A 19,478-nucleotide genomic window follows, 5' to 3' on the forward strand; every position below is an offset into this window, starting at 1 on the left:
GCCCCCCCCAACCCCCCCGTGAAAAACCGGAGGGATGTGATCGTTCCCACGCTCTGCGTGGGAATGCCTCTTGTGACGCTCTGCGTCACGCTTTGGGACGCAGAGCATCCCGTGCTGCATTCCCACGCAGAGCGTGGGAACGATCAGCGACTAACTGCCCTTGTTGCCCTTTTCATGGGACGGGTCGTAGACCTTGGTCAGGTCGCCGCCCAGGCGGAAGGTCTTGAACGGTTGCATGCCGTGTTTCTTCTCGATCACATCCGGCGCACAGGTGTAGAGGCTGCAGAACGGTTCGAGCCAGGCGAATTTCATGTCCTCTTTCAGGTCGGTCATGTCCTGCTCTTTGCCGTTCTTCTTCTCGAACGCATCCGGGTCTTTCACCCCGGCCAGTACCCGGTCACCCAGACGCTTCAGCGCGCTGTTGTTTTCCTGACGCAGATCGACACCGTTGACCTGGGCGAAACTGGCGATCATCGCCAGCGGCGGCAGGGCGTAGTTGTGATAGGCGAGGGCGCGTTGCTGGCGCTTGAGTTCGTTCGGCAGGTAGCCGTCGGCGTCGACTTGATTGACCCCGACCTTGTATTCCTTCACCGCCCAGTCGAACAGGTCGCGGCGGTTGGTCGCAACCGAGGTCGCCATCACCGACCATGCGGCCCAGTACGAGTGGTTGTTGGTTTTATCCAGCGGCAGGTTGTCCCAGTCGCTGACCACCTGGTCGGCCATTTTGCTGAACCACGCCTCGATCAACTGCGCCTCTTGCTGATGCTCGGCCAGTGGATGCGAGTCGGAGAACTTCAGGCGAATGTAGGACGAGGCCATGCTGCCCAGCGCCCATTTGCGCATCGACTTGCCGGTGTGGTTGAAGTCCTTGGACATCAACGCATCCGCCTTGGCCCACGCGGTCAACCAGTTCAGCGTGCAATCGAGCTGCTCCGGGCGACCGTCGCGCATGAACTGCATCACCCGTTTGGCGGTGCCGCGTTCCAGCGTGGTGATGTCTTTGGTGGTGTCGCGGAAGGCTTTTTCCGACTGCACGTTCAGCGTCGCGCGGGCCTTGTCCGAGCCTTCGTATTTGCTGCGAAATTGCAGCGGTCCGGTGTACGGCGCCGGCATCGCGTCGCAGCCTTCGCTTTTGTCGCCGGTCTTGAATTTATCCACCGGTGCGAAGTAGCCCTGCGGTGGGCGCAGTGGCGCAGCGGCCTGTGTGGCGCCGGCGAACATCGCCAGGCTCAGCAGGGTGGGGGCCAATAAAGATTTCAATTTCGGATTTCGCATAGCAGACCTCATTGCCCGACCTGAGCGGTTTGTTGCCCAGCGCCCGGGAATACGTTGCGTTTGCAGATTTTCGCTTCGACTTTTTGTGGCGCAGTGCCCGCTTCCGGACCCTGGACTTCGACCGCCAGCAGGTTTTGCGAGGCCCAGTCTTCGTCGGTGCGCAACTCAAAGGCGAAACGACCGTCGGTGTCGGAGGTTTCCGGTTTCTCGATCTTGATGTCCTCGTGGCGACCGTTCATGTACCAGAGGGTGGCGTGCAGGGTTTTCACCGAGGTGTCGGCGAAGCGGATGTCGACCTGGTGGCTGCTGTTCTGCAGGTTCAGGTTTTTGCTGTTGACCAGCAGTTCTTGCCTGGTGCCCGGTTTCAGCGTGGTGCTGCCGGTCATCTGGGCGTCTTTGCCTTCGCAGCCGTTGTCGAGAAGGGACATCATCTGGCGATAGATGGTTTCCTGGTCGAGGCGGTACAGCGGCGAGAATTCCCAGATGAGAATCTTCGGCGGAGTCTTCTGGAATTCGTCGCTGCCCAGGTACTGCAGCATCGAACCTTCCAGGCCACCGCCAGGAAACGCGACGTTGAGAATATCGGCGCCGATGGCCTCTTCGAGGAAGCCGGCGAAGTTGTAGTTCTTGCCACTGTGCGAAGTACCGACGAGGGTGATTTGCGGGTTGCCGGAATCACCGAACAGGTCGCCGTCACCGGCCTCGCCTTTTGGCTCGGTGGTGAATTGATCCATGTACTGGATCGCGTAACTGGTGCCGCACAGTTGCCCGGCCATGTTGTGCAGGGTGCCGGTCTTGCCCATGCGCCCGGAGCGCTTGGTTTCGAATTCACGCTTGGGAATGTCGGCAAAGGCCGGGATCTGCTTGACCTTTTCGGCGACGATTTTCGCCGTGCGCTGGGCGCCGTAAGGGGTCCAGTGCTGGTCGCCACGGAAGTAGAAATCGTGAGCGGGCAGAGTGTCCGGCAGCGATTCGTTGGTCAGCGGCGACAGGTCCGGCACCACGTAACCCATCTTGGCGAAACGGCCGAGCATGGTCTTGTAATTGCCCAGCGCTTTCTCGTAATCGAACGCGGCTTTTTCCTGCGGGTTGAGCTTGTTGCGGTTCACCAGGCCACGGGTCGGCTGGTAGACGATCACCAGTTCGACGCCTTTGCTCTTGAACGCATCATGCAGCTGTTGCAGGCGTTTGTAGCCGGCCGGGGTGGTGTTGAACTCGGTGCGCAAATCTTCCTGCGTGCGGAACAGCCAGTCGCCCTGCGCCTGCACCAGGGTGGTGAAGTTCTGCTGATAACGCGTGGTGTAGTTCTTCGCGTCGTGGGCGGCCGGGCACAGGTTGCAGCACGGTTCGGCGCTGAACTTCGGCGGTGTGGCGCCCGCCGCTTCATCGGCGCGAGCAGCATTGCTGGCCGCCAGAATGCCCACGGTCAGGGCCGACAGGCTGAGTAATTTGATCAAGTGTGAGTGCATAAAATTATCCTCAGTCCCGCATTTCGGTCTGGCGTTCGACAGGGTCGATCAGCACGGCTTTCTGCTGGCGCACCAGCAGGTCGAGAATTTCATCCTGGCGCTCGCCGAGGATGCCGTTGAAACTGATGCCGCTGGATTTGGTCGGCGCCAGCATCGATACGCGGTACAGCTCGACGCTCAAGGGCGAATCGATCGACAGCGGGCCGCTGCCGTTGGCCGCCAGTTCACCGCCAACCACGATCAGCGACACCTGGGCGTCGAACGGGTCGAGCTTGATGTCACGGTCGGTGTCGGTCAGGTCCTTGATGTGGCCGTAGACGCCGGTCAGGCCGTTGGCCATGGCGACGTTTTCGTAGAGGCGGATGTTCACGCTGTTACGAATGCGGATGCCGTGGCGCTTGTTGCTGATGACCTTGTTGCCCCACAGCAGGTTGTCGGCGGACTCGTAGAGGGTGATGCCGTCGGTGTGGTTCTTGTAGATCTCGTTGTAGGCAATGATGTTGTTGACGCTGTTACGGTCGATCACCAGGCCCGAGAGATGGTTGTCGAAGCTCTTGTTGTTGAAGATGAAGCTATCGTTGACCTCACGGGAAATAATGATCCCGTGCTTCTTCTTCGTACCGTGGACGGTGTTCTCGGCAATGATCAGCCCGTGGGAGCGGTCGTGCGGGTCGATGCCGTAGACGATGTTGTCCTTGTAGGTGTTGCCCTTGACCACGAAGTCGCGAGTCTCGTAGCAGTAGAAGCCGTACCACATGTCGGAGAACTCGGAACCGACGATCCAGCCAGTCGGCTCGGGACGCTTGAGCACCTTGGCCATGTTCGGCGTGTACTGGGAAATACTCACCCCGTACGACTTACTGTTGGCGTAGCCGAAGCTGGCCATCTTGCTGTTGACGATGTAGGTCTCGGTGCCGCCCCAGGCCAGCAGGAACGGACGGAACTCCTTCGGTGAACGGAAGGTGGCCGGGCCGTTGTCCTTCTCGCGCCAGCCGGTGACCTTGGTGTCACGCACGAACAACTGACCGTCGTTGACCAGGAACGAACCGCCCTCTTGCGACAGGCGCAATTCCTGGGTCTGGCCATCGATTTCGAGGATGCCTTTACGGCCGACGACGATCGGCAACTTCGCCAGGTACACGCCCGGCGAGGTTTCGCTGAAGTACTGCTTGGGCAGTTTCTTCGCCAGGTCCTTGAGGTTCAGGTAGCCGTCGTCGACGAAGATCGCCTGCGGGATGCCGTGCTGACGCACCACCCATTCAGCCATCTTGTTGTCGCCGCCGATAAAGTCCTTCAGGGCGTCTTCCTGCATCATCCGGCGCACGCTGATCTTGCCCGGTTTGCTGCGCACGATTTTCGCGGCGGCAGCCTCGGCGGTGAAGCCGGACAAGTCGGGCAGTTTCGGCTTGGCCAGTTCCAGCGCCTCGGTCGGTGCACTGCTGACGGTGTAGGTCTTGGCTTGTTGCAGCTCTTTGGCGGTGGTCACAGGCTTGGCCGGTTCCACCGTGGCGAAGGCGCCAGCGGAGGCCAGCAGCATGGCGCCGGCCAACAGGCTGAGCGAGCCTTTCCTTGCATGGTGCATGTCGGGCACTCCCTTGGCGGTTTGCATCAGAAGCGCCAGATCACGTCGATGAACGCGCGGTGCATGTACGAATCAACCTGCTTGCCATAGGCATCGCCCGGTTTGAACACGCCGCCACGCAAGCGCACCAGCGCCGACGGTTCATCGATCGACTGGCTCAGCGCCGCCGGCAGCAGGCCTTGCTTGAAGTACTTGGTGACCACCAGGTCCATCTCCTGACCCAGGTCCTTGTTGCCATCCTGCAGCGGCAGCGAGGTGCTGGAGAGGATCGCGCCGGTGACGTCGTCGGTGTTGTTTTCCACGGCGTTGATGCCGTTGCTGCCCACCGGCTTGTTGCCGTCCACGCGCCAGAACTTGTGGTAGATCAGGCTGGCGTCGTACTGGTCGTTGAGCATCCACGAACCGAACAGGGTGGCGGTCTGCATGTTGCTCATTTCGCCACGGAACGCTTCGCCGAAGCGGTGAACGCGTGAGCGCGTACCGGTGTAGTTGGAGCGGTTGCTCTCCAGACCGTTCTGTTGGTAGTCGGCGCTGGCACGGGCATACGCCGCGCCGACCTGCCACTGCGGATCGAGGCGCAGACGCACGCCGAGGTCGGTGGCCCAGCCGTTGATGTCGTCGCTGCGCTTGGCTTGTGCCGGGCGCGTACCGTCGGCGTTCAGCGCGTTGACCGTGTCGCGGTCGCCGCTCATGCCGGTGATGCTGCCCCAGTAGTTGACGGTGTTGGTGTTGCGCCAGTTGTAGGCGTCGCTGTCGGCGGTCAGGCCGAGCCAGCTGATGTCGCCGTTCTGGGTTTTATCGAGGGTGTCGCGGGGCACACCCGGTTCGGCGTAATCGAGTTTGCCGTCATCGTGGGTGTGGTGGCCGCGAATGCCGACCCAGTTACCCGGTGTCCACTGGTAGGCGGCATCGGCGTAGGCGTGCAGGCGATCCTTGTCTTTGGGGGCCAGTTCTTTCAGGTCGGTGCGGTATTCGCTGAAGCGTTCGGCGACGCCGACGTTGGCGCGCAGCAGGGTGGTGTCGAACGTCCAGTTCAGCGCTTCGATGTTGGTGTCGCGCCATTGGCCGTCGTCATTGCGCAGGCGCTGGCGACCGAACTTGAGCATTTCGCCCGGGTACGGCGTGAAGCCGCTGTAGCCGACCCAGAACTCGCGCATCGCCAAGTAGTTTTTCTTGGTCTGGCGGTCACCGCTGTCGGTGGTTGCGGCGCCATCGGATTGCTGCAGGGTGTCGGTCTCGATGATGTCGGTGGAGGTCACGGCCTGGCCCATGGCGTAGGCGCTCCACGCGCCGCTTTCGCCGTAGATCCACGGACGCAGGTCCAGGCCCACACCGTTGACGTCGCCACCGGGTGCGGTACCGAGGTCGCGGTCGTCTTCGGACTGGCCGGTGATTTTCACTTCCAGGCCGAAGTTCTTGGTTTCGGTCATCGCGGCCAGAGTCGGGCAAGACCAGATCAGCGCGAACGTGAGGCCAATACCGGCCTTCACAAAGGGATTCAACTTCATAGGGATTCCTCGCCGTCTTCTTGCAGGGCGTGCAGTTGCAGCGTGTTCTGGTTCAGGGCGCCACGGCTGGCCTGTTCCTGTTGCAGCAGGCGCTGGGCTTCGGCCAGACGCTCGGGCGGCAATTGCGCTGCGAGGGTGGTCGCCAGTTCATCGGCTTGCGGTGTGTTCTGTGCCTTGGCCAACTGGCTGAACACGTAGGCGTTGAGCGGGTCGGGCTTGGTGCCCTTGCCTTGGGAAAACAGTTGGGCGATGGCGAAATCGGCGCTGTTCTGGCCGTTGCGCGCAGCGGTCAGCAGATGGTCGAGAGCCTTCTGCGGATAGACCTTGCCCAGATATCCACGGCGATAGATCTGGCCGAGGTAGTAGTCGGCGGCGACTTCACGGCCGACGGCTTTCTGGAAGTGTGCTTCGGCGACTTTCGCATCGGCCGGAACCATTTTGCCTTCGTAGTAGAGCTTGCCCAGCAACAGCTCGGCGCGCGGCTGGTCGGCGGCGCGGCCGTTGTCGAGGTACTTCATCATCTGATCCACGTCGCCCAGTTCCGGGAAATCGTAAAGCAGTTGCGCGAGGGTCACCCACGACGCCGGGTAGCCCGGGGCGATCGGTTCGAGCAGCGCTTGCGCGGTCTTTTCGTCGGTCTTGCCCAGGGTCGAATCAGCCAGTACACGAGCCACGGAATCGACCCGCTGCGCGGTGACGCTGCCACGGCTGTAACCAGCCTGCAGCTGCTTGATCAGCTCGGCCTGTTGCTCCGGCTGGGCACGTTTCTGATAGACCGTGGCCAGTTCGACGTAGCAGATGTCGGTGGTGTTGAGTGCGGCTTTGCAGATCTTTTCCACGTCATCCAGATGCTGGTCGTAAGTGCCCTGGGTGCGATACAGCAGCACCTGGGCCAGACCCGCTTCCGGATAGCCGGATTTGCGCCACTGATCGATCTGCTGCTGAGCGTTGATGTTGGGGAAGCTGTGCGGGTATTGCAGGTACAGCATCGCCAGTGGGATCAACGTGTTGCCTTCGCCATGGGCGGCGGCTTTTTTCAGCAGGCTTTCGGCCTCGTGGTGCTCGGCTTCGGTGGAACCTGGTTTGGCCACCAGCAGGCGACCGAGACGGGCCTGGGCCCGTGGCGACACGTCGGCGGCGGCGCGGTAGGTCGCTTCGGCCTGTTTGATCTGCTCGGGATCACGGCTGTCGACCTGAATATCGGCGAGGCCGACTTGCGCCTCGCTGTAACCCAGGTCCGCCAGCGCACGGTAGTTCTGCGCGGCGGTGGCGGTGTCACCACGCTTGAGTGCTTCGTTGGCCAGACGTTGGTCAGGCAGGCCGGCGCAACCGGCCAGAGAGACTGCTAATGCAACTGCACACAGAGGACCCATGTGGGAGCGGGCTTGCTCGCGAAAGCGGTGTGTCAGCCCACACTGATTCTGAATGTTCAATCGCATTCGCGAGCAAGCCCGCTCCCACAAGGGCTGCGGCGTATTCAAGAGAGTTGGAGTAGTCACAGGCATGTCCTCGACTTAAAGACCGGCAGCCATGGCTTTGTCGATCAGCCAGTTCAGGTTCGGACCACGGTCGCTGTTCACTTCCACCGGGCGACCGGCGAAGGTGCTGTCCAGCGGCTCGTCCGGCTGGATCTGCACGCGGATGTCGGAGGACAGGTCGGCGCTCTTCAGGCTGGTGCTGCTGATGATCTTGCCGGTGCGGGTCTGGTCTTCGCCGGCGATCTGGAAGCTCACCCGGGTGCCCGGACGCACGTCGCCGAACTGGCGATAAGAGAAGCGCGCATCGACGGTGGCCTGGGTGTTGCGCGGTACCAGGGTGAAGATCACGTCGCCCTTGCTCGCGTACTGCCCGTCAGCCACCAGTTGCTGGGCGACGGTGCAATCGCAAGGGGAGGTCAGGGTGCCGGTCATCTGCTTGCCGAACAGTTCTTCAACCTTGGCCGGTTGCAGTTGGTCTTCGTCCAGATGGCCCTTGAGCACGTCGAGCATGCTGGTGCTGAACGTCGCCAGCGGTGCGCCTTTGGCCGCAACACCGTCGGACTTGACCAGGCTCTGCACGGTGCCGTCGCGCGGCATGGTGATGTTCATCCCCGGCACGCTGACCAGGCCCGCCTGCGCATGGCTGACGAAGTACATGCCGTACACCGACTTGAAGACGAAACCGAACGCGACCAGACCGATGGCGAACACCCCGGCGCTGAAGGTCACCGCTTTCAGACGGCCGAACGGGGTCATGCCGTGGCCGCCGTCCTTGACCTTGCGCGCCTTGGTGAAGTTGTCGCGCTGCAGGGTCGCCAACACTTCACCCATGCTGACGATATCGCCGGCCAGGTGCGAAGTGATCAGGTGACGCAGGGTCGAGATGTCCTGTGGCTCCAGGTTCTGGAACTGGCAACCGGCGCGGCCGGTCTGGCGGTCGTAGGAACGCACTTGCAGTTCGACGTCCATGGCCAGGCCGAGGTTGTCGATCACGAACTGCAGACGCGCCTTGTACACGTCGCCGGCCTTGAGCGGCAGTTGCCCGGCGTTGAACGCCAGACCTCCGGCGGACAGATCGAGGACCCGCGCTTCGACTGGCGTCCGGTCTGGGCCGAAGAACCGCAGTTTGGCCGGGATTTTTACCCGGGCGTGCTGGCGCTGAGCTTCAGATTCATGCACTACGTTGGCGTTGACGGCGGTATTCATAGGGGCGATTTCCTTGTTAATTCAATAGGGGCGGGTCAGACCATCATCAGCAGCACGGCGACGAAAATGCTGCCGGCGGAGAAGGTCATGGTCCGAGACGACCAGGTGTTGAACCAACGTTGAAAGCTGGCGAGATCACGGGTCAGGGAAGTGGGTTGGCGAGTCCAGGATTGTTGGTCGAGGCGGAAGAACACGTAGATCTTCACCAGCGCACCGACGATCTGGTTGTAATAGAGAATCGCCGGGTAGGCCGGGCCGATCCGGTGACCGGAGCACGACAGCAGCAGGGTCAGAATCAGGCGGGTGATGCCGATCCACAGCAGGTAGGCGAGGATGAACGCGCCGCCGTACTTGAAGCTGGCGATGATTGCCACGGTCAGCCCCAGCAGCGAGGTCCACATCGACACGCGCTGATCGAACAGCACCACCGAGGTGAACGCGCCGAGGCGTTTCACACCCAGGCCCAGGGCGCGTGAGTTCTGGCGCAGGTTGTTGCCGTACCAGCGGAACATCAGTTTGCGGCTGGCCTTGATGAAGCTCTTTTCCGGCGGGTGTTCAACGGTGTTGATCGCCGCATCCGGCACATAAAAGGTGTCGTAACCCAGGCGCATCAGGCTGAACCAGCTCGACTTGTCGTCGCCGGTGAGAAACTTGAAACGGCCCAGGCGCCAGTGTTGCAGCGAGTCGCTTTCGACGTCGGCGATGAATTCCGGGTTGGTCACCACCGTGGCGCGGAATACCGACATACGCCCGGTCATGGTCAGTACGCGCTTGGACAGGGCCATCGAGCACATGTTGATGTGGCGCTGGGCGAAACGCAGCTTGTGCCATTCGCTCATGATGTAGCCGCCGCGCACTTCGCAGAACTCATTGGTGGTCAGGCCGCCGACGTTGCCGAACAGCTGGAACCACGGCACGGTCTTGCGCACAGAGCCTTCGCCGAGCACGGTGTCGCCGTCGATCACGGCGACCACGGCGCGGTCGTCCGGCAGGTGACGGGAGATCGCGCGGAAACCATAGGCCAGGCCATCGCGCTTGCCGGTGCCGGGAATGCGCACGAAGTCGAGTTTGACTCGTGCCGGCGGATTCATCCGCGCCCAGAGTGCCTTGACCAGCAACTCATCGGACATTTCCACGATCGAGCAGACCACGGTGGTCGGCAGTTCGCAGTCGATGGCTTCGCGGATCACCGAGCTGTAGACCTGCGCCGTGGTCAGCGCGTCGATACGGAAACTGGTGACCATCAGAAACACATGCGACGGGTCCGCCGCTTTACCCAGCTTGCGTACTTTGCGACGCAGGTGCGGGTAAACGATGTAGAGAAAAATCATGCCGCGCACAAAGTGCGTTGCACCCATCGAGTAGCGCCAGATACCCACGGCGCCAATCAGGAAAATGAAGTCCTTCGACTCGGAGTCGAACGTGGACGTGGGCAGCATCAAGGCCAGGCCCATCAGCAGACTGAGATAAAAAAACCAGCCGGCTGATTGCAGAAAAAAATGTTTGAGCTTGCTCATCAGCGTCATCCGAAGGTAAGGGAGGCTTCAAGTTGCAAGCGTCAAGCTGCAAGCAAATCGCTTTGACTTGCAGCTCGAAGCTTGTCGCTTGGCGCTGAGTTACCAGCAAATGCCTTCGGTGCGCGTACCGGCGTCAGTGGCTTTGGCCATGAAGCCGACCAGGTCGATGACCTGTTTGCCGTGCGGTGCTTGCTGGGCCAGCGAGCGGAACTTCTCGTCGCGGTTGCCGAGGATGATCACGTCGGAGTTGTCGATCACCGAATCGAAGTCCGCGTTGAGCAGGGACGACACGTGGGGGATCTTCGACTCGATGTAGTCCTTGTTCGCGCCGTGAACACGGGCGTACTCGACGTTGCTGTCGTAGATGCTCAGGTCGTAACCCTTGCCGATCAGCATTTCGGCCAGTTCCACCAGCGGACTTTCGCGCAGGTCATCGGTACCGGCCTTGAAGCTCAGGCCGAGCAGGGCGACTTTGCGTTTGTCGTGGCTTTCAACGATGTCGAAGGCGTTCTGCACTTGCGATTCGTTGCTGCGCATCAGCGAGTTGAGCAGCGGCGCTTCGACGTCCAGCGAACCTGCACGGTAGGTCAGGGCGCGCACGTCTTTGGGCAGGCACGAACCGCCGAAGGCGAAGCCCGGGCGCATGTAGTACTGGGACAGGTTGAGGGTCTTGTCCTGGCAGACCACTTCCATCACTTCACGGCCATCGACGCCAACCGCTTTGGCGATGTTGCCGATCTCGTTGGCGAAGGTCACTTTGGTCGCGTGCCAGACGTTGCAGGTGTACTTGATCATCTCGGCAACGGCGATGTCCTTGCGGATGATCGGTGCATCGAGTTCTTCGTACAGCGATTGCAGAACGTCGCCGGATGCTTTGTCGAATTCGCCGATGACGGTCATCGGTGGCAGGTCGTAGTCGGCGATGGCGGTGGATTCACGCAGAAATTCCGGGTTGACCGCGACGCCGAAGTCGACGCCGGCCTTCTTGCCCGAGCAGTCCTCGAGAATCGGGATCACCACGTTGGCGACGGTGCCCGGCAGCACGGTGCTGCGGACCACGATGGTGTGGCGAGTGGATTTTTCACGCAGCACGAAACCGATCTCGCGGCACACGGCCTCGATGTAGTTCAGTTCCAGATCGCCGTTCTTCTTGCTCGGTGTACCGACGCAGATCATCGACAGGTCGGTGTCACGAATCGCCTCGGCGAAGTTGGTTGTACCGCGCAGACGACCGGTCTCGATACCCTGAGCCAGAAGTTCGCCCAGACCTGGTTCAACAATCGGCGACTTGCCGGCGTTGATCATGTCGATCTTGTCTTTGGCAACATCGACGCCAACCACGTCATGGCCCCGTGCAGACAGGCAACCGGCACACACTGCGCCAACGTAACCCAAACCAAATATGCTGATGCGCATCGCAATTACCTCTGTGTTTTATCAAGCCATTAGATGGCCGGAGTTAATGGTGTTCAGCGGTCATAGTGCACTCGGAAGTGCGGCATGCAGGCGCCACAATGCCGTGTGCAGGCATACTAAGTTCCGAGTGTCTAAATAAATGCACTCAAGATGTGCGCAACTAGGCCTGGTTGTTATGACTTGCCCTGTTATGCAGCCGATCTTCTTGCTGGAAGACTCTTGTGCATGTGTTCCGCCCACCTGATGTCGGACGTAACGCCCTTAAATCAAGCGGTTGGGTGCTCAGGCGAGCACGTCTACAGGGGCGCAGCCTTGGCCTTGTAGAGGATGTTTATGGTGCGTATCACCTATCCATCGTTAGTTGATCAGATGAGTGAGCCATCTAGGCAAGTTGCTGTGACAACTTGGTTACATGGTTCTCCGCTCTGCGTAAGTTATCTCGTACAAACTCGGCGAGAATCGTTACCGGTGGTATGAGCTATGCATTTGGACATAGTTCCTACCCGTTCATCGTCGAATCTGAAATTTTTTGAAATATTGCCAAAGATGGCACTGGTCTCAATTTGATAGCACTTTCGATTTCGCCCTTTATTAATAGGCGGATAATCGCGTTAGATGTTTTTGTGCCACTACCGTGAAAAAATTTAGGTGCCACTACTGAAAAAAATCGCGGCTGTCGAGTGAAACTAAAATTAGAATTGGGGAGGACGATTTTATGGCGCCAATAAAACGGCGAAATATGGCGAGGGATTTTTGACGTCGTGCGAGCTGCACGACTCTTTATAGAAAGAGTCGTGCAATGGGCATGCTTTATTCCGGGGCGTGGTCGCGCAAAAACACCAGGTTGTCCGGTTTCGATTGCTCGGCGCTGAAGCGATAGCCCTGCACATCGAACTGTTTGAGGGCAGCCGGATCGTTGATCCGTTCCTGAATCACGAAACGGCTCATCAGGCCACGGGCCTTCTTCGCGTAGAAACTGATGATCTTGTACTGGCCGTTTTTGAAGTCCTTGAACTCGGTGTTGATGATCCGCGCATTCAGCGCGCTGCGCTTGACCGCCGAGAAGTATTCGTTGGAGGCCAGGTTCAGCAGCACGTCATCGCCTTGTTCGGCGAGCGCTTCGTTGAGCCATTCGCTGATGCGCGTGCCCCAGAATGCGTAAAGATCCTTGCCACGGGCGTTGGCCAGTTTGGTGCCCATTTCCAGACGATACGGTTGCATCAGGTCCAGCGGACGCAGCAGGCCATAGAGGCCGGAGAGCATCCGCAGGTGCTTTTGCGCGTAGTCGAACTGGTCTTCGCTGAACGATTGCGCATCGAGACCGGTGTACACGTCACCCTTGAACGCGAGCAGGGCCTGCTTGGCGTTTGCCGGGGTGAAGGCGGGCGTCCAGCTGCCGAAACGCGCGGCATTCAGGCCGCCGATCTTGTCGGACACGTGCATCAGTTCGCTGATTTGCGCCGGGCTCAGTTCGCGCAGTTGCTGGATCAGCTCCTGGGAATGGTCGAGGTATTGCGGCTGAGTGAAGCGCTGGGTCGCCGGCGGTGTTTCATAATCGAGGGTCTTGGCGGGGGAAATCACCATCAGCATGAAGTCGTCTCCTTTAATCGTGGGGGCGATTCTAGGGGGTTGGCGGTGCTGACTCCAGCTATCAAGCCCATAGGTGATCGACGGCTCACCTCAATTCCCTTGTGGGAGGGGGCTTGCTCCCGAAGAGGCCGTGTCAGTCGCTATAGGTGTTGAATGACCCACCGCATTCGCGAGCAAGCCCGCTCCCACAGGGACTAGGTGTTGCTGCAAAGAATCGTGTGAGATCAGCTATAGTGCCGCGCGGGTTTGGTTATGGAGACACCCCTTTGCGCATTGTTCTTTTATTCACCGCGTGGCTGTTGAGCTGCGGTGCCATGGCGGCACCGGGTGACGTGGCGACGCTGGATCGCAGCACCTGGCCGGAGCAGCTCAGCAACCCGACCCTGTTCGACGTCGCGTCCCGCGCGGAAATCCTCATGTTCGCCCGTGGCCTGCTCGGCACCGAAGCGCTGGACGAGGCCGCGCTGGCCCAGCGTCTAGGGCTGCGTACGGTCAATCTCGGCGCGATCAACAGCCTGCGTCAGCGGTTGTGGGAACGACTGTTGGCCGGCTACAACTTCGCCCAGCAGAGCTGCGATCAGGACGCCTCCTTCTGCTTCCTCGTCGAAGATTTGCCGTCGTTGCGCGAGCAGGCGGCCAAGTTCGTGGTCAGCGACGACAGTTATTACACCAAGTGGGCGGAGCCGAGCCGGCTGTTTCATTTGCAGTACCTGGACGAGCTGATGCGCAAGGCCGCGCTGTCGCCGCAAACCAGCAGCGAAGTCGATCGTTTTGGCGACTACGAGCGCAATGGCGACGAGATGCACGATCGGCTGTTTCTGCTGAGTTTCGACAGCGCCGCCAATCTGCTGCCGGACAACACCGACTGGATCGCCGACTACCTGCGCAAATCCAATCTGAGCGGCACCTTCTTCCTCCTGGGCAAGGACGTGCAGGCGCGGCTGGCGGATCGCTCGGTGAGCAACCTGCAATCGGAGTTCTCGAAACAGTGCGTTGGCGTGCAGGGCTGGGAGTTCCGTTCCCACAGCCACTGGCAGGACTGGCAGGACTCGGTGCGCCGCAGCAGCGATCTGGTGAAGAGCAAGCTTCCGGAAAACTACGTACCGCTGTTCCGTCCGCCGGAGGGGCAGCGCCGCAGTGATGCCGGCAGTTTCTTCCGCAATCAGGGTCTGCAAGTGGCGCTGTGGGACATCGATGCCCAGGACGGCGCGGGCAAACTCAAGGGCGCGCCGAGTGCGCAGCGGGTGTTGACCCAGATGCTGTTGTGGCGCCACGGGGTGATCAATTTCAACATGAAACAGGATGCGGTGAAGACCGCGCTGCCGTGGCTGATTACGCAAACTGCGCAAAGCGGGATCGGCTGGGAGGATTGTCAGGACGGGTTTCGCTGATAAACGGCAAAAGCCCGGGAACATTGGGCTTGGGGCGATTTTTATAGAGAATTCGATGCAGGCGGACTTCCGACTTTAGCGGTGTCTGGACGGTCCGCCAAGGGCTTTTCGTCACTCTGCAAAATAAACTTAAAAAAACCGTCAAAGTACTTTTTTATGTCATGGGTTTTGGAGTATTACGAAGACAGACCGCCGAAACCTGCAACACAGGTGGCGTCTTCCAAGACCCGTTTGTTTGCAGTCACTTGAATCTCCGCAGGTGAGGTTTCGGCAGTCACTTCGAGGCGCAGCACCGCTCAGGTATTGCGTCGAATGGCTCCCACAAAGGTGACCGAGTATGGATGATCACGGACGTAGCCCTTCTTCCAACCAGCCAATCCTTTATGTACTCGATACCAACGTATTGATTCACGATCCAAATGCCCTGCTGAATTTCGAAGAACACCACGTCGCGATCCCGATGACCGTGCTTGAGGAACTGGACAAGCTCAAGAGCGGCCATCACAGCGTTGCTGCCGAATGCCGTCAGGCTATCCGGCTGATTGACAAGACCCTGGGCGATGCCTCCCCCGAGGATGTCGAACTGGGCGTGCCGATCCAGCGCGGCAAGGGCGGGCCGAAGGGCTTGCTGTCAATTCTGATGAGCAAACAGGCCGAGTCGAGCCTGATTCTGCCCGAGCATCTGAACGACAACAAAATCATCAACCAGTTGATCGACCTGCACACCCGCGATCCAAAAAAGCCTGTGGTGCTGGTCACCAAAGACATCAACATGCGCCTCAAGGCGCGCGCCTGCGGCATTGATGCCGAGGATTACAGCACCGACCAACTGGTCGATGACGTGTCCCTGCTGCCCAATGGCTACCACAACATGACTGGCTCTTTCTGGGACCGCGTGAGCAAGGTCGATACCCGTCAGGATCACGGCCGCACCTGGCATCAGGTGCAACTGATCGACAACCTGCCGGCGGTGCATATCAACGAGTTCATCATCGATGAACAGGGCTTTGTCGGCTGGATCAAGGAAATTCAGGAAGATCGGCTGCTGATTCTCGACCTGCACCAGGAACCGCTGCTGCACCAGGAAGCCTGGGGCCTCAAACCACGCGACATTTATCAGAGTCTGGCGCTATACGCGCTGCTGGATCCGGACATCCATCTGGTCAATCTGTCGGGTGCGGCAGGTTCGGGTAAAACCATTCTGGCGCTGGCCGCTGCGATCGAGCAGACCATGGTCAGCAAGCGTTATCGCCGAATCATCGCGACCCGCAGCGTGCAGGGCCTGGACCAGGAAATCGGCTTCCTGCCCGGCACCGAAGCGGAAAAAATGGAGCCTTGGCTGGGCGCCATTACCGACAACCTCGAAGCTTTGCACATGGATGACGAAAACACCCATGGCAGCGTCGATTACATCCTCAGCAAAGTGCCGTTGCAGTTCAAATCGCTCAACTACATTCGCGGTCGCAGCTTCCAGCAGAGCCTGATCCTGATCGACGAATGCCAGAACCTCACGCCGCACCAGATGAAAACCATCATCACCCGGGCGGGCGCTGGTTCCAAAGTTGTGTGCCTGGGCAACCTGGCACAGATCGATACCCCTTACCTGTCCGCGACCAGCTCCGGGCTGACCTACCTGACCGAACGCTTCAAGGATTTCCCGAACGGGGTGCACATCACCCTGCAGGGCGTGCCACGTTCGATTCTGGCCGAATACGCCGAAACCCATCTGTAACTGCATCACAACCAAAACCGGGCGGCCGCAAAGCCGCCCGGTTTTTTATGGATAAATGCATATCCCCTGTGGGAGCGAGCCTGCTCGCGAATGCGGTGTATCAGTCGACATCTACAGTGAATCTGAATCCGCTTTCGCGAGCAGGCTCGCTCCCACAAGGTTCTTCTGTGTTCGGATAATCGTGCGTGCGGAAATTTGACTCGCAGGTTTACAATCCACGCTCCTGATCAGGAGTAATCCCGTGCTGACTCATCTCGATTCCCAAGGTCGCGCCAACATGGTCGACGTCACCGAAAAAGCCGTGACGTTCCGTGAAGCGACGGCCCAGGCGCTGGTGCGCATGCTCCCCGAAACCCTGCAGATGATCGTCAGTGGCGGCCATCCCAAGGGTGATGTGTTTGCCGTGGCGCGTATCGCCGGCATTCAGGCAGCGAAGAAAACCAGTGATCTGATTCCCCTGTGCCACCCGCTGATGCTCACCGGCGTCAAAGTCGAGCTCAGTGCTGAAGGCGATGACAGTGTGCGCATCGTCGCGCGCTGCAAACTGTCCGGACAGACCGGTGTGGAGATGGAAGCGCTGACCGCTGCCAGCGTCGCCGCACTGACCCTCTACGACATGTGCAAGGCCGTGGACCGCGGCATGACCATCGAAAGCGTGCGTCTGCTGGAGAAGGTCGGCGGCAAGAGCGGGCATTTCCAGGCGGAGCAGCCATGAACCTGACGGTGAAGTTTTTCGCCCGTTACCGGGAAGCGCTGGGCGTGGATTCGGTGGCGGTCGAAGGTGATTTCGCCACCGTCGATGACGTGCGCGCACTGCTCGTGCAACGTGGCGGTGCCGAGGTGTTGAGCGAACAGAACCTGATGTGCGCCCGCAACGAAGACCTGTGCCAGCTCGACGAGCCGGTGAGTGACGGCGACGAAGTGGCGTTTTTTCCCACCGTGACCGGAGGCTGAGCCATGGCGATTCGTGTGCAGTGCGCGGCGTTCGATCCCGGTGCTGAAGTCAACGCGATGCACGCGGCCAACGTCGGCGTCGGCGCGGTAGTGAGTTTTGTCGGCTACGTGCGCGACTTCAATGACGGGCTGGACGTGGCCGGGATGTTTCTCGAGCACTACCCGGGCATGACCGAAAAAGCCCTGGGCAAGATCACCGTTGAGGCCGAACAGCGTTGGCCACTGTTGAAGCTGGAAGTGTTGCACCGCATCGGCGCGCTGGAGCCGGGTGAGCCGATCGTGTTTGTCGGTGCAGCCAGTGCCCATCGTCAGGCCGCTTTCGATGCCTGCGCCTTTGTCATGGACTACCTGAAAACCCGCGCGCCGTTCTGGAAGAAAGAAAACACCAGCGACGGCCCGCGCTGGGTTGAAGGGCGGGACAGTGATCACGCCGCAGCCGATCGCTGGAAGAAATAAAACCCGCGTCGTCCTCAAGTCAGTCATCGCGATCAGGCTCACTCCTGCAGTTGGAATGCGTTCCCCTGTAGGAGTGAGCCTGCTCGCGATGGCGTCATTCGCCACACAACAATATCCTGACTCTCTGCCCAATTGACGGTTTGTACGTAAAAGTCCAGTATGGATTTACAAGTATAAAAAAGCCGTTCCAGCTCTTTTCTTCTGTCTTGCCAAACCAACAACAACCCGCGAGAGAACGAACATGAAGAAACTCCCCCTCATCACCGGTCTGGCCCTGAGCCTGTTGGCGTGCACCAGCGTGTTTGCCGCCGAGAAAACCCTGCGCATCGGCATCGAGGCCGCCTATCCGCCATTCGCCTCGAAAACCGACAAGGGTGAAATCGTCGGTTTCGACTACGACATCGGCAATGCCCTGTGCGTGCAGATGAAGGCCAAGTGTGTGTGGGTCGAGGGTGAGTTCGATGGCCTGATTCCTTCGCTGAAAGTGAAGAAAATCGACATGGCCCTGTCGTCGATGACCATCAACGAGGATCGCAAGAAGTCGGTGGATTTCACCCACAAGTACTACTTCACCTCATCGCGACTGGTGATGAAGGACGGCGCCACGGTGGATGACCAGTACGCCAGCCTCAAGGGCAAGAACGTCGGCGTGCAGCGCGCCACCACTACCGATCGTTATGCCACCGAGGTGTTTGAGCCGAAGGGCATTAACGTCAAGCGCTACAGCAATAACGAAGAGATCTACATGGACCTGGCGGCCGGGCGCCTCGATGCGATTTTCGCCGACACCATTCCGCTGACGGACTTCCTGTCGATGCCGCGTGGCAAGGGCTATGCGTTTGTCGGGCCTGAGTTGAAGGATCCAAAGTACGTGGGCGAGGGCGCGGGGATTGCGGTGCGCAAGGGCAATACTGAACTGGTCAGCGAGTTGAACACGGCCATCGACGGGATCCGTGCGAGTGGCGAGTATCAGAAGATCTCCCAGAAGTATTTCAAGTCCGACATCTACGGCGACTGATAGCCCGCCTTCGGGAGCAAGCCCCCTCCCACAGGGGAACGCATTCCAATGTGGGAGACTTCCGAGAAGTATTTCAAGTCTGACATCTACGGCGACTGATGGCCCGCTATCGTCGGAACGCCGCCCGGAGCCGGCTCACTCCTGCATGGGATCGCATTTCAAATGTAGGAGCGAGCCTGCTCGCGATGGGGCCAGATCAGGTAATACACCTGCTGGATCCTAGCCCTTCAATTCCTTCAAATGCTTGTACACCGTCGCCCGCCCCATGTTCAGCACGTTGGCCACATAGTTCGAGGCGCTCTTGCCCTTGAATGCGCCTTCGGCGTGCAGTGCCAGTACCAGCTCACGCTTGTGGTCGCGGGTCAGTAGATTCAGGCTCAGTTGGCGCTCGCGCAGCCAGGCGTGGAGGAAGGTGTTGATGCGTTCCTGCCAGTCATCGCGAAACAGTGAGTCCGGTTGCGGGATCAGCTTGCTCGGTGACAGGAACAGGTCCAGCGCAGCCTTGGCATTCTCGAACAGCGAAATATTCAGGTTGATGCACAGTACCGCCAGCGGCCGCTGTTCGCCGTCGCGCAGTACCGTGCTCAGGCTGCGAATCTTCTGGCCGTCCCAATTGAGCTTTTCATACGGGCCGATATTGCGGTCGCTGACATCCTCGCTGAGCATGTCTTCAAGTGATGAATCGTCGCCGATCTCGCGTTTGGACAGGTTGTTGGCGATGTAGTCGACTTTCTGCGTGCGCAAGTCGTGCAGCACCACTTCGGCGTGCGGAAAGAACAGCGTGGCGATGGCGTCGGCGACGGCACGGAAGTTATCCAGTGCCGGATCGAATTCGGGGGCGGTCATGATTGTGGAGCTCCAGGCGGCGTCAACGCCCCCGTGAACA

The 19,478-nt window shown here is 59.8% G+C and carries 16 protein-coding genes; 6 read left to right on the forward strand and 10 right to left on the reverse strand.

Annotated features, from left to right (window positions below; genetic code table 11):
* Positions 1-150: 150 nt before the first annotated feature.
* From PseAD21_RS15270 to yaaA, 9 genes are all read right to left on the reverse strand, one after another.
* Positions 151-1,275 (reverse strand): mannuronate-specific alginate lyase, encoded by a 1,125-nt coding sequence (locus tag PseAD21_RS15270; protein ID WP_102356402.1) that lies wholly within the window; start codon positions 1,273-1,275, stop codon positions 151-153.
* Positions 1,276-1,283: 8 nt separating this feature from the next.
* Positions 1,284-2,744 (reverse strand): alginate O-acetyltransferase, encoded by a 1,461-nt coding sequence (locus PseAD21_RS15275; RefSeq protein WP_102356403.1) that lies wholly within the window; start codon positions 2,742-2,744, stop codon positions 1,284-1,286.
* Between the two features lie 10 nt (positions 2,745-2,754).
* A complete protein-coding gene (gene algG, locus PseAD21_RS15280) occupies positions 2,755-4,326 on the reverse strand; it encodes a mannuronan 5-epimerase AlgG (RefSeq protein ID WP_102356446.1) in 1,572 nt (523 codons plus the stop codon).
* Positions 4,327-4,352: 26 nt separating this feature from the next.
* Positions 4,353-5,834: an alginate export family protein gene (locus PseAD21_RS15285; protein ID WP_102356404.1), complete on the reverse strand. Its 1,482-nt coding sequence runs from the start codon at positions 5,832-5,834 to the stop codon at positions 4,353-4,355.
* Positions 5,831-7,333: an alginate biosynthesis TPR repeat lipoprotein AlgK gene (gene algK, locus PseAD21_RS15290; protein ID WP_178082130.1), complete on the reverse strand. Its 1,503-nt coding sequence runs from the start codon at positions 7,331-7,333 to the stop codon at positions 5,831-5,833. The genes PseAD21_RS15285 and algK overlap by 4 nt, the downstream gene beginning before the upstream one ends.
* 15 nt (positions 7,334-7,348) lie before the next feature.
* Positions 7,349-8,518, reverse strand: coding sequence for an alginate biosynthesis protein Alg44 (locus tag PseAD21_RS15300; RefSeq protein ID WP_102356406.1), 1,170 nt, complete (start codon positions 8,516-8,518; stop codon positions 7,349-7,351).
* 35 nt (positions 8,519-8,553) lie between these two features.
* On the reverse strand, positions 8,554-10,035 hold the full coding sequence (gene alg8, locus PseAD21_RS15305; RefSeq protein WP_178082131.1) for a mannuronan synthase: 1,482 nt from the start codon (positions 10,033-10,035) through the stop codon (positions 8,554-8,556).
* A gap of 99 nt (positions 10,036-10,134) precedes the next feature.
* Positions 10,135-11,451, reverse strand: coding sequence for a nucleotide sugar dehydrogenase (locus PseAD21_RS15310; protein WP_102356408.1), 1,317 nt, complete (start codon positions 11,449-11,451; stop codon positions 10,135-10,137).
* A gap of 810 nt (positions 11,452-12,261) precedes the next feature.
* A complete protein-coding gene (gene yaaA / locus PseAD21_RS15315; protein WP_102356409.1) occupies positions 12,262-13,041 on the reverse strand; it encodes a peroxide stress protein YaaA in 780 nt (259 codons plus the stop codon).
* A 314-nt stretch (positions 13,042-13,355) separates the two neighbouring features.
* On the opposite strand from yaaA, the gene PseAD21_RS15320 reads away from it, so the two are divergent.
* The 6 genes from PseAD21_RS15320 to PseAD21_RS15345 all read left to right on the forward strand — a co-directional run bounded on the left by PseAD21_RS15320 (position 13,356) and on the right by PseAD21_RS15345 (position 18,592).
* Positions 13,356-14,432 (forward strand): polysaccharide deacetylase family protein, encoded by a 1,077-nt coding sequence (locus PseAD21_RS15320; RefSeq protein WP_371859064.1) that lies wholly within the window; start codon positions 13,356-13,358, stop codon positions 14,430-14,432.
* Between the two features lie 337 nt (positions 14,433-14,769).
* The gene (locus PseAD21_RS15325; protein WP_102356411.1) at positions 14,770-16,164 is read left to right on the forward strand and encodes a PhoH family protein; all 1,395 of its coding nucleotides are present in this window, start codon (positions 14,770-14,772) and stop codon (positions 16,162-16,164) included.
* Positions 16,165-16,405: 241 nt separating this feature from the next.
* A complete protein-coding gene (moaC, locus tag PseAD21_RS15330) occupies positions 16,406-16,879 on the forward strand; it encodes a cyclic pyranopterin monophosphate synthase MoaC (protein ID WP_102356412.1) in 474 nt (157 codons plus the stop codon).
* Positions 16,876-17,118 (forward strand): MoaD/ThiS family protein, encoded by a 243-nt coding sequence (locus tag PseAD21_RS15335; RefSeq protein WP_102356413.1) that lies wholly within the window; start codon positions 16,876-16,878, stop codon positions 17,116-17,118. Before moaC ends, PseAD21_RS15335 begins: the two co-directional genes overlap by 4 nt.
* Positions 17,119-17,121: 3 nt before the next feature.
* On the forward strand, positions 17,122-17,574 hold the full coding sequence (moaE, locus tag PseAD21_RS15340; protein ID WP_102356414.1) for a molybdopterin synthase catalytic subunit MoaE: 453 nt from the start codon (positions 17,122-17,124) through the stop codon (positions 17,572-17,574).
* Positions 17,575-17,815: 241 nt separating this feature from the next.
* Positions 17,816-18,592 carry an ABC transporter substrate-binding protein gene (locus tag PseAD21_RS15345; protein ID WP_102356415.1) on the forward strand — a complete coding sequence of 259 codons (777 nt, stop codon included), beginning with the start codon at positions 17,816-17,818 and terminating at the stop codon, positions 18,590-18,592.
* 219 nt (positions 18,593-18,811) lie between these two features.
* Here PseAD21_RS15345 and PseAD21_RS15350 read toward each other — a convergent pair whose 3' ends face one another.
* Positions 18,812-19,438 (reverse strand): transcriptional regulator, encoded by a 627-nt coding sequence (locus PseAD21_RS15350; protein ID WP_102356416.1) that lies wholly within the window; start codon positions 19,436-19,438, stop codon positions 18,812-18,814.
* Positions 19,439-19,478: the final 40 nt, after the last annotated feature.

The organism is Pseudomonas sp. AD21, assembly GCF_002878485.1.
In the GTDB taxonomy this organism is placed as follows: Bacteria; Pseudomonadota; Gammaproteobacteria; order Pseudomonadales; family Pseudomonadaceae; genus Aquipseudomonas.